Raw genomic sequence first — 10,210 nt, 5'->3', positions numbered from 1 at the left:
GCTGACGTCCGTACTCACCTAAGGAAAGTTATTTAGATGAATTTATCTTACAAAAAAGAGGTTTCCTTCGAAACCTCTTATTTTTTTATTCTTAGTTGTTAAGAGCTGCTGCCATTGTAGCTGCAACTTCTGCTTCAAAGTCATTTGAAGCTTTTTCAATACCTTCACCAACTTCAAAACGAACGAATTCGATAACTGAAGCATTTACTGATTCAAGGTAAGCTTCAACTGTCTTGCTGTCATCCATGATGTAGACTTGTGCAAGAAGAGTGTAGGCTTGGTCAACTTTTGTGTTGTCCAAGAAGAAGCGATCCATTTTACCTGGGATGATTTTATCCCAGATTTTTTCTGGTTTACCTTCAGCTGCCAATTCAGCTTTGATATCTTCTTCAGCTTGAGCAACCACTTCGTCAGTCAATTGTGCTTTTGAACCGAATTTCAAGTGTGGAAGAGCTGGTTTACCAACCATTGCACGGCTTTCGTTATCTTGGTCGATGACGTGGTTCAATTGTGCCAATTCATCTTTCACGAATTGTTCATCCAATTCTTTGTATGAAAGAACAGTTGGTTTCATTGCAGCGATGTGCATTGAGATTTGTTTAGCAAGTGCTTCGTCTCCACCTTCGATCACAGAGATAACACCGATACGTCCACCGTTGTGTTGGTAAGCACCGAAGTGTTGTGCATCTGTTTTTTCAAGCAAAGCAAAACGACGGAATGAAATCTTTTCACCGATTGTAGCTGTTGCAGATACGTATGCAGCTTCAAGAGTTTCACCTGAAGGCATTGTCAAAGCAAGAGCTTCTTCGTTGTTAGCTGGTTTACCTTCAGCGATCACTTTCGCTGTTGCGTTTACCAATTCAACGAATTGAGCGTTTTTCGCAACGAAGTCAGTTTCAGCATTCACTTCAACAACTGCTGCAACATTACCGTTGACATAAACACCAGTCAAACCTTCAGCGGCAACACGGTCAGCTTTCTTAGCTGCTTTAGCCATACCTTTTTCGCGAAGCAATTCGATCGCTTTTTCGATATCACCTTCAACTTCAACCAATGCCTTTTTAGCGTCCATGACACCGGCACCAGATTTTTCACGCAATTCTTTTACAAGCTTAGCTGTAATTTCTGCCATTTTTGTTCTCCTATATTTTTTAATAAAATAAGAGGGTCGGGCTGAGCCCTGCCCTCTTAGGTTCGTTACTTATTGAATGAAATTAAGCGTTGTCGCCTTCTACAACTTCAACGATTTCTTCGATTGAATCAGCTTGACCTTCAGTAGCTGCCAATTCAGCTTCTACTGTAGCAACACTGTCTTCACCTTGACGTCCTTCGATAACAGCGTCAGCCATTTTCGCAGTGATCAATTTAACAGCGCGGATAGCGTCATCGTTCGCTGGGATGATAACATCGATATCATCTGGGTCAGTGTTTGTGTCGACCATCGCTACAACTGGGATACCCAATTTCTTAGCTTCTTTAACAGCGATTTGTTCTTTATGTGGATCCACAACGTACATTACGTCTGGGATACGAGGCATGTCTTCGATACCGCCCAAGAATTTTTCAAGACGAGCGCGTTGTTTGTTCAACAATGCAACTTCTTTCTTAGGAAGAACTTCAAAAGTTCCATCTTCTTCCATGCGTTTGATTTCTTTCAAACGAGCGATACGTTTTTGGATTGTTCCCCAGTTAGTAAGAGTTCCACCCAACCAACGGTGGTTGATGAAGTATTGACCTGCACGAACAGCTTCTTCTGCAACAGCATCAGCAGCTTGTTTCTTAGTACCTACGAACAAGATCACTGCATCGTTTGCAGCTGCATCACGCATGAAGTCGTATGCTTGGTCTGCATATTTTACAGTTTGTTGCAAGTCGATAACGTGGATTCCGTTACGTTCTGTGAAGATGTACTTAGCCATCTTAGGGTTCCAGCGACGAGTTTGGTGACCGAAGTGTACACCAGCCTCAAGAAGTTGTTTCATTGAAATTACTGCCATGAGTAGTTTCTCCTTTTTTGTTTTTTTCTCCTCTCTCAGACGTCAACTTGCAGCACGACCACAAGGGCAACGGTGCCACAATGGATCCGAGATGAGTATTTGCTGTCTTAGACAACTCTATAAGTATAGCAGAAATCACTAGAATTCGCAAGCTATTTGAGAGATTTTTTCAATCCCTACGATGAAATGGTTTTCTAAAGTTGTTTGACGTAAAAAGTTTTTCTTGACCTATCTTTATTTTTAGGTTACAATATTATATGTTATGGCGGTATAGCCAAGTGGTAAGGCACGGCTCTGCAAAAGCTTGATCGTCGGTTCAAATCCGTCTACCGCCTTGATAATAAAATTTTTTATCATCTTTTATCTTTTAAAAATTCCCCTAGCAATAGGGGGTTTTTTGTTGCCATTTGCCCCATTCCTTGATTATTGATATAATAAAACCTCGCCTGATAGGCGAAGCACACACATTAGAAAGGGTATTTATGAAAAACATTCGTTTCTTTGCGATCGGCCTTCTTTCACTAGTGACACTAGCCGCTTGCTCACCCGCCAATTCTGCGCAACCAGCAAAAACCGCTTCTAGTTCTAGAAAACCGATCAAACAATCTTCTACCAAAACATCATCTAGTAAATCGTCGAACACTTCTTCAGACAGCAGTAGCTCAGATGATTTTTCAGGTCGCTTCAGCTTGGATCCAGATGATGGCGCATCTCTCCAATATGTGCCAGGAGCTGCATCCATTCCTGAGATCGAAAAGCTCAAGAACCTCCACCCTACCACCGGTTTTGTATTAAGAACCGAAGATGGACAAGAGGTTGGTGGGCCAAAAGAAAGAAGCAGTTACGATGACGTAGTTGCAGCCTTTGGTCAACCCGTAAGTAGCACAGACAGTGCGAATCCTGGTGATGGAGTCAATGTATGGGCAACAGACAATGGCGATATCATGGCTTTCTTCCGCAATAATGTGTTAACAGATATCACCTTCCGACTAAGAGGGGGCGATGCCAACCACCAGTCTACTGGCAGCATTTCCAAATCCGATACACCAAAAACGGCCCTCGAACGTCTCGGAAAACCCTATGCCATTATGCGTTCAGAAAATGGGACCAGCTATGTCTATAAAGATAGCAACGGAGATGAATCTAGCTTTTCTACACAAGGAAATAAGATCTTCAATGTTACGTCTGCTGCAGAAACCAAGCAGTTAAAAAAGATCACTGGCCTGGATAAAAATCAATAATAAGCAATCAAAAGAGGCTGGGGACAAAAGTCCTAGCCTCTCAATTATTTTTGGATTGTTGAGCAAGACGCAGTGGTTGAGTGGGCTCTACTACGCTGATTTCATCAGCTTTTACAGCCCTACTCAACTGTGCGGAGGTGGGACGACGAAATCGAATTCTAACGAATTACCGATTTCTGTCCCACTCTCTCTTTCTTACAATTCAGCAATTTGGTTCAAATTCACTTCTGCAACCGTATCGTTACCGAACATAGAAATGACCATTTTCACCTTGTTGTTATCAATTTCAGTGATCTTACCAGTATAGTCTGTGAAGGCACCGTCGATGATACGAACCGTATCGCCCACCTTGACATCCAAATCAAACTCTTGAACGGTTTGACCCATAGAGAGCAAGATGCTGCGGATTTCTTCTTCCAACAATGGAGTTGGTTTTGAACGGTTCCCGTGTGATCCGACGAAACCTGTAACGTTCGGTGTATTCCGAACGACAAACCAAGCTTCATCTGTCATGACCATTTCTACCAAGACATAACCTGGGAAGCGATTTTCTTCGATTTCTTTGGTTTTACCGTTTTTCTCAACTTGTACGGTTTGAGTTGGAATCTCTACGCGCAAGATGTTTTCTAACATATTGTAAGTTTGCGCACGTTGCAAAAGATTCTCTTTTACCTTATTTTCATATCCTGAGTAGGTTTGTAGTACAAACCAGCCTTTATCAAAACTGTCCATTTGGGTATCCTTTCTTTCTGTTTAGCCTGCTCGAGCTTTTGTGAACATACTAAAAAAAGCCTCTTGGCTTTCCTTTTCCTAGCTTCATTATACCACATTTTGCAGGAATGCAAAGAGGTTTGCTGATTTATTTTTAAGAAAAGACTACAAAAAGTGGGACCCTGAGGATCCCACATGGCTTCTTTTCTTAAAAGAAATTGATCATGTGCAATAGGCCACGTGCAATGACTTTGTCGAACAAATAAATCAATGCAACAAAGAAAGCGGTGTACTCAATCACTGAGATAAAGTTTTTCCATCTTTCCTTGCGATTTGGCCAAGTTGTATCTTTTAGTAAGACGAAAATATCTTTAATGAATTTCACAACTCTCTCCTATCGTGTTTCTTTATGGATGGTATACTTGCTGCAATGTTTGCAGAATTTATTGACTTCTAGACGTGTTGGTTTTGGCGTCCCACTCAACTTAATGGAGTAATTGCGTGACCCACAAACCGTACACGCTAGACTTGCTTTTTTTAATGCCATAACGCCTCCGTTCACCCCATTATAGCAAGTTTTCCACGTTTTGACAAGAATAGAAAATCTCCTGTCAAGAAAAAAGCAAATCTAAAGCGTTATCACTCTGGTTTTTTCCTCATTTTTGGTAAAATAAAACAAAAGGAGACGAATATGAAAAGTGATAACCTAAAAGAAAGTAGAAATATCGAAGACCGTCGAGGGCAAAGCTACTCCCAATCTTCAGGAAACAGTAACCTTGGCGGGGGGATTTTACAGATCTTACTATCGCCTGGAAGCTTCAAGAGTAAGATCATCATTATCCTCCTCATAGTCTTTCTAGGAGGAGGAGCTAGCCTTGGGGGTCTCTTTGGAAATGGGACTTCTTCTCAACCTTACCAGTCCACCCAAGTCACGCGCACCAACAAGACCCATGTCGATGATGCAGATGCTGAGTTCGTCAGCAAGGTCCTTGCCACAACAGAAGATCATTGGCACAAGGTCTTTCAGGCCGAAGGACGCACCTACCAGGAGCCCAAACTAGTCTTCTATACCGGACGGACAAAGACAGGCTGTGGAGTTGGGCAAGCATCGGCTGGTCCCTTCTACTGTCCAACCGACAAAAAGATTTATTTGGATATGAGCTTCTACAAGGAATTGACAACCAAATACAAGGCTAGCGGTGACTTTGCTATGGCCTACGTCATCGCCCACGAAGTCGGCCACCACGTACAAAACGAGCTGGGAATCCTTGGCAAATACCATCGGATGCAACAAGGTCTTTCTGAAAAGGAACGAAATGCCATCAGTGTCCGCATTGAGCTACAAGCCGATTATCTAGCCGGTGTCTGGGCCCGCTCGATTCAAGACCGAAACCTTCTAGATATCGGCGATATCGAAGAAGCCATGAATGCAGCCCATGCCGTCGGGGACGACACTCTCCAGGAGCAAGCCTACGGCTACTCGGTGCCAGATAGCTTTACCCATGGAACTTCGGAACAGCGCATGCGCTGGTTCAAACGGGGCTACCAGTACGGGGATCTCCAACACGGCGATACCTTTAGCTTGTCAGATAGTGAACTTTAAACAAAGGTCTATTCAGAAATCCTTCTGAATAGATCTTTTAGAATATAGATAAATTGCATTTTACATAAAACAACTTAAGTGACGTTGAAAAATTAAAATAATTAATACTATTAGGATCATTTCAACAGAAACTTTTCGCCGTGAGAAAAGTGCTAGAAACAATCATGTTTCTAGCACTCGGGAGTTTTGGAACCTTAGGTCCAAAACTAAGTCATGGAACTTCTTCGAAGTTCGCTGACATCCGTACTCACCTAAGGAAAGTTTCTAAGAAGACTTTGTCTTCAATCTGCAAAAAACGATTCAGAAATTCCTCTGAATCGTTTTTTGATTAGAAACCAAGCCAGCCTTTAAAGGTATCCCAAGCGTTTTTTGCTTTTCCTGGGATATCGGCCTCATCGATTGCTTTTTTCGCATCATCGACCATATTCGACGCCTTTTCTTTGACATCCTCAAAGAAACCTTTGTCTTCTTTGCTATCTGTTTCTGTCGTTTCTTCTCCGACTGGCGCAATGCCATTTTCAGCATAAGAGTTCTTCACCGAGTCAAACTGAGTACCGTCTGTATAAGGCAGGACACTGTTGGCAACATTGCGGAAGATCTCGGATGCCGTCCCAGCACTACTGTCCGTCAGGTAGTGATTTTCATCGGTCGTTGGGAAACCAAGCCATTGACTGATGACCACATCTGGCGTGTAGCCGATCACCCATTGGTCTCCAGAGAGGTCCTTGTTAAAGCTGGTCTCTGTCGTACCGGTTTTCCCTGCCATGGTATAGCCATAAGGCGCAGCGTTCACCCCTGTACCATTACTGAAGGTACCCAGCATCATATTGGTCATCTTATCTGTCGTTGAACCACTGAGCACTCGGGTTGATTTCTGGCTATGGCTCTTGACCACTTGGCCACTTGCATTTTCGATCTTGGTAATGAGGTGAGCATCATTCATGACCCCGCCGTTAGCAAAGGTGCCATAGGCCTGAGCCATCTGCATCGGATTGGTTGTCACACCAGCTCCCAAGGCAACGGCAAGCGACTTGTCCACCTTATCCATGTTGAGTCCGAATTTTTTCCCGTATTCAAAGACCGTATCGAGACCCAAATCATTAGCGGTCGCTACGGCTGGAAGGTTAAGGGATTCTGCTAAGGCCTGGTACATTGGTACCGTTGGGCTCGACTGGATTCCCGCATAGTTATTAACCTCATAGCTTCCATATTGGGTGGTACTATTGTCCAACTCCTTATTGGTCGACCAACCTTCAGCAACAGCTGGGCTATAGACAACCAAAGGTTTGATGGTTGATCCTGGACTTCGAGCAGCCTGGGTCGCGTAGTTGTAAGTACGGAAACCTGGATTTTGATCGCTTCCGACACGCCCTACGAGAGCCCGAACCCCTCCGGTCTTAGGATCGAGGGCGACACTACCAGATTCCGCGCGCGTGCCGTCTTCTGCTACTGGGAAGAGGGCTGTATTGTCATAGATCACCTGCATGCTTGCTTGGTAATTTTGATCCAGCTCGGTGTAGATCCGGTAGCCATTTTTGACAATGTCTTCTTCGGTCAGACCATATTCATTGACCGCTTCATTGATGACCGCATCAAAATAGGATGGGTAGCGATAGTCCTCTGACTTGCCTTCATAGGCATCGACCAGCTGACCATGGATATCCACAGCCGCTGACTGATCAGCTGTTTTCTGGTCAATATAACCAGCTGCCACCATATTTTGGAGGACCGTATTGCGGCGATTGGTCGCATTCTCTACTGAATAGAGCGGGTTATAGATCTCAGGTCCCTTGAGCATACCTGCGAGAACAGCAGACTGATCCAGGCTTAATTGACTGGCTGAAACCCCAAAATACTTCTTGGAAGCATCCTCAATCCCCCAAACCCCATTTCCAAAATAGGCATTGTTGAGGTACATGGTGAGGATTTCTTTTTTACTGTATTTCTTATTGATTTCAAGCGCCAGGAAGAATTCCTTGGCCTTACGCTCCACCGTCTGGTCCTGAGACAGGTAAGCATTCTTGGCTAGCTGCTGGGTGATGGTCGACCCACCACCTGAGCGACCCAGGGTCAAAATCGCTAAAAAGAAGCGACCATAGTTGATCCCGCTATTCTTGTAAAAGCTCCGGTCCTCTGTTGCGACCACGGCATTTTGCAGATTCTCACTAATAGCATCGAGTTCGACGTAGGTTCCTTTTTGCCCGGTCAAACTTCCAGCCTGGTCCCCATTCTTATCATAGATAATAGTGGTCGCCTTGAGTGCATTCTGCAAATCCTTGACGTTGGTCGTCTTAGCAAGATAGAAGAGATAGCCCCCTGTCAAGAGGCTAAAGCCTAGCCCAATGATTAGGAGAATCTTGGTCAAATGGAAGCGGCGCCAAAAACGACGGAAGGGATGCTGAGAGAGAGGCTTGCTTCTGTGCTTGCCTGAGCGACTATAGGTCGGCTCTACTGTCTCTTCCGGTAGTTCCGTGTCTGGCACTTCTTCTGCCACCGCTTTGGGCGGATGATCCTTTCTAAAAAAAGTGATCAGGTTTTCAAATAATTCTTTTATTCTATTCATACCTGTTATTGTAACACCTTATCCTTGTCCTAGCAAGAAAAGATAGCTCATCCCCTTCTCCCATTTAGTTTTCTTTAAGCTTAGATTTTGCTACAATAGGGTCATGAACTATCAATTTACCATTCCACAATCCTTTCCCCAGATGACTGTGAAAGAGTTGCTTGAGGACTACTTCCTCATTCCCCGTAAGATCCGGCATTTTTTACGAACCAAGAAACACGTCTTGGTCAATGGCGAGACCATCAACTGGCAGAGCCCCGTTCAAAAAGGAGACCAGATCCAGCTGATCTTTGACGCGGACGATTACCCTGAAAAAGAGCTCCCAGCCGGAGACCCGAGTCTGGTCGAAGAACTCTATCAGGATGAGCATGTCATCATCGTCAATAAGCCTGAAGGCATGAAAACCCATGCCAATGAGCCGACAGAAATTGCTCTTCTCAACCATGTTTCCAGCTATGTTGGATCTACCTGCTACGTCGTGCACCGCTTAGACAAGGAAACCAGCGGAGCGATTTTATTTGCCAAAAATCCTTTTATCCTGCCCATTCTCAACCGCATTTTAGAAGATAAAAACATCCAACGCGAGTACTGGGCCTTTATCCAAGGCAGCTTAGCACAAAAAACTATCGTCTACAAGGATAAAATCGGACGCGATCGCCACGATCGGCGCAAGCGCCTGGTCGATCCACGCAAGGGACAGTATGCAGAAACTCAGGTGACGCAACTGAAAAAAATCGGACGAAACAGCCTGGTCAAATGCCAGCTCAAAACGGGGCGTACCCATCAGATCCGGGTTCATCTCTCCCATCATGGCCACCCGATTGTCGGGGATCCTCTCTATAACCCTGCACGCGGAGAGCGACTCATGCTCCATGCTCACCGCTTGACCTTCACCAATCCATTAACCCTTGAAACCATCCAAGTCGAGGCCCCTTCCAAGAGTTTCGAAGAAGGGTTGAAAGACTAAAAAAAGAAGCCACAAAAAATAGGCTGGACAAAAACTGTTCAGCCTTTTATATTTGATAGAAATAACTGTATGACGCAGTGGTTGATTGGCATCTTTGTTCGCCTTTTAAGCTCCAAAGATGACCTAATCAACTGTGCGGGGGTGGGAAGACGAACTCTTTTTACTAGTCGGAGTTCTTTCCCACTCCCTTTTTATTATTGATAGCGTGGGGTTGCAAATCCACGGATATTGCCATGTCCGATTCGGTAGGTATTGCGACGGACTTGGTTGTTGGAGTTTCCTTCAATGGTATGAATGATCCCATTTGAGACGCTCTCAACAATTCCGATGTGATCCGCAAAGCCATTGTTTTGTTGGCTATTTTGATCCCAGTTAAAGGTGATGATGTCCCCTGCTTTTGGTGTAGTGGTACCATCTTCATTCCAGATGCCCAAGCGTTTGAAGATCTGGATGTGACGTTCGACTCCACATTCACGGCCAATCAAACCGCTCAAACCTTCCCGCTGGAAGACTGTTGTGACAAATATATCACACCAGTCATCGGTCGTCTTCACTGCATAACCAACTGGAAGTGGTTTAACACTGTTATAATCATTGACCAATTGTTGGTGAGCTGCAGTGCCGCCACGAACGCCCACTAGACTAGCTGCTGCCCGTAAGACACGGTCCCGTTGTCCATTCGTTACACGAGGACTAAAAGCTGTTTGATCTACTGTCGCACGGGGATGAAGGGCTGTTTGACCAAGGTTAAAGCCTTCAACGCCACCATCGACATAATCCACATAGACGTGAGTGGTATAGTTACCTGATTGGTACTGGTGATTTGCTGCAGAGACCTGCACTTCTGTATGCATACCAGAAGGTGCTGTTGAATACCAGTAAAGATTTTCTTGGTGCGCTTGAGACCAGGCTGCAACACGGATGTTCTTAATCCGACGTCCCTGAGGCGCTTGATCCACTGTTACCGTATAGGTTCCAGCACCAGAATTGACATTCTTGATAGAAGCTTGCGTCTTGGTCTTGGCATTTCGGAACTCCACTTCTGTAGTTGTGGTACCAACACCTACACGAGATCCATCATTTTGGATGTAGTAAAGATGAACATGGTACTTACCAGTAGAGTTCTTG

10 protein-coding genes and 1 tRNA gene are annotated in these 10,210 nt (G+C 44.6%); 4 read left to right on the top strand and 7 right to left on the bottom strand.

Annotated elements, in window-relative coordinates; genetic code table 11:
- Nucleotides 1-91: 91 nt before the first annotated feature.
- Nucleotides 92-1,132: a translation elongation factor Ts gene (tsf, locus tag HMPREF2926_RS10125; RefSeq protein ID WP_003001949.1), complete on the bottom strand. Its 1,041-nt coding sequence runs from the start codon at nucleotides 1,130-1,132 to the stop codon at nucleotides 92-94.
- A gap of 82 nt (nucleotides 1,133-1,214) precedes the next feature.
- Nucleotides 1,215-1,997, bottom strand: a complete 783-nt coding sequence (gene rpsB, locus HMPREF2926_RS10120; RefSeq protein WP_003002189.1) for a 30S ribosomal protein S2 — start codon at nucleotides 1,995-1,997, stop codon at nucleotides 1,215-1,217.
- Between the two features lie 264 nt (nucleotides 1,998-2,261).
- Between rpsB and HMPREF2926_RS10115 the strand changes: the two genes are divergently transcribed.
- Together HMPREF2926_RS10115 and HMPREF2926_RS10110 are read left to right on the top strand one after the other, a co-directional pair.
- A tRNA-Cys gene (locus HMPREF2926_RS10115) sits at nucleotides 2,262-2,332 on the top strand.
- A gap of 147 nt (nucleotides 2,333-2,479) precedes the next feature.
- On the top strand, nucleotides 2,480-3,238 hold the full coding sequence (locus tag HMPREF2926_RS10110) for a hypothetical protein (protein ID WP_023919832.1): 759 nt from the start codon (nucleotides 2,480-2,482) through the stop codon (nucleotides 3,236-3,238).
- Between the two features lie 195 nt (nucleotides 3,239-3,433).
- Here HMPREF2926_RS10110 and nusG read toward each other — a convergent pair whose 3' ends face one another.
- The 3 genes from nusG to rpmG form a co-directional block, all read right to left on the bottom strand.
- Nucleotides 3,434-3,970, bottom strand: coding sequence for a transcription termination/antitermination protein NusG (gene nusG / locus HMPREF2926_RS10105; protein WP_003002077.1), 537 nt, complete (start codon nucleotides 3,968-3,970; stop codon nucleotides 3,434-3,436).
- Between the two features lie 187 nt (nucleotides 3,971-4,157).
- Nucleotides 4,158-4,334, bottom strand: a complete 177-nt coding sequence (gene secE / locus HMPREF2926_RS10100; RefSeq protein WP_003002261.1) for a preprotein translocase subunit SecE — start codon at nucleotides 4,332-4,334, stop codon at nucleotides 4,158-4,160.
- 9 nt (nucleotides 4,335-4,343) lie between these two features.
- Nucleotides 4,344-4,496 (bottom strand): 50S ribosomal protein L33, encoded by a 153-nt coding sequence (gene rpmG / locus HMPREF2926_RS10805; RefSeq protein WP_003009043.1) that lies wholly within the window; start codon nucleotides 4,494-4,496, stop codon nucleotides 4,344-4,346.
- A gap of 144 nt (nucleotides 4,497-4,640) precedes the next feature.
- Here rpmG and HMPREF2926_RS10095 point away from each other — a divergent pair, with 144 nt between their 5' ends.
- A complete protein-coding gene (locus tag HMPREF2926_RS10095; protein WP_023919834.1) occupies nucleotides 4,641-5,552 on the top strand; it encodes a KPN_02809 family neutral zinc metallopeptidase in 912 nt (303 codons plus the stop codon).
- A gap of 328 nt (nucleotides 5,553-5,880) precedes the next feature.
- Here the strand turns inward: HMPREF2926_RS10095 and pbp2a are convergent, their stop codons facing one another.
- Entirely contained in the window at nucleotides 5,881-8,115 is a 2,235-nt protein-coding gene (gene pbp2a / locus HMPREF2926_RS10090; RefSeq protein WP_023919836.1) for a penicillin-binding protein PBP2A, read from the bottom strand.
- Nucleotides 8,116-8,218: 103 nt separating this feature from the next.
- On the opposite strand from pbp2a, the gene HMPREF2926_RS10085 reads away from it, so the two are divergent.
- Complete coding sequence (locus HMPREF2926_RS10085; protein ID WP_070587767.1) at nucleotides 8,219-9,082, top strand: RluA family pseudouridine synthase; 864 nt, start codon at nucleotides 8,219-8,221, stop codon at nucleotides 9,080-9,082.
- A 194-nt stretch (nucleotides 9,083-9,276) separates the two neighbouring features.
- Here HMPREF2926_RS10085 and HMPREF2926_RS10080 read toward each other — a convergent pair.
- A partial coding sequence (locus tag HMPREF2926_RS10080; protein WP_141751794.1) for a GBS Bsp-like repeat-containing protein occupies nucleotides 9,277-10,210 on the bottom strand: 934 nt, incomplete at its 5' end.

The organism is Streptococcus sp. HMSC078D09, assembly GCF_001813675.1.
GTDB lineage: Bacteria > Bacillota > Bacilli > Lactobacillales > Streptococcaceae > Streptococcus.
The sequence above is the reverse complement of the archived record's forward strand: the minus strand, read 5'-3'. Positions and strand labels throughout refer to the sequence as shown.

Coding starts and splice junctions, on each gene's coding strand:
- tsf (WP_003001949.1), bottom strand. CDS start 1,132: ATGGCAGAAATTACAGCTAAGCTTGTAAAAGAATTGCGTGAAAAATCT.
- rpsB (WP_003002189.1), bottom strand. CDS start 1,997: ATGGCAGTAATTTCAATGAAACAACTTCTTGAGGCTGGTGTACACTTC.
- HMPREF2926_RS10110 (WP_023919832.1), top strand. CDS start 2,480: ATGAAAAACATTCGTTTCTTTGCGATCGGCCTTCTTTCACTAGTGACA.
- nusG (WP_003002077.1), bottom strand. CDS start 3,970: ATGGACAGTTTTGATAAAGGCTGGTTTGTACTACAAACCTACTCAGGA.
- rpmG (WP_003009043.1), bottom strand. CDS start 4,496: ATGGCATTAAAAAAAGCAAGTCTAGCGTGTACGGTTTGTGGGTCACGC.
- HMPREF2926_RS10095 (WP_023919834.1), top strand. CDS start 4,641: ATGAAAAGTGATAACCTAAAAGAAAGTAGAAATATCGAAGACCGTCGA.
- pbp2a (WP_023919836.1), bottom strand. CDS start 8,115: ATGAATAGAATAAAAGAATTATTTGAAAACCTGATCACTTTTTTTAGA.
- HMPREF2926_RS10085 (WP_070587767.1), top strand. CDS start 8,219: ATGAACTATCAATTTACCATTCCACAATCCTTTCCCCAGATGACTGTG.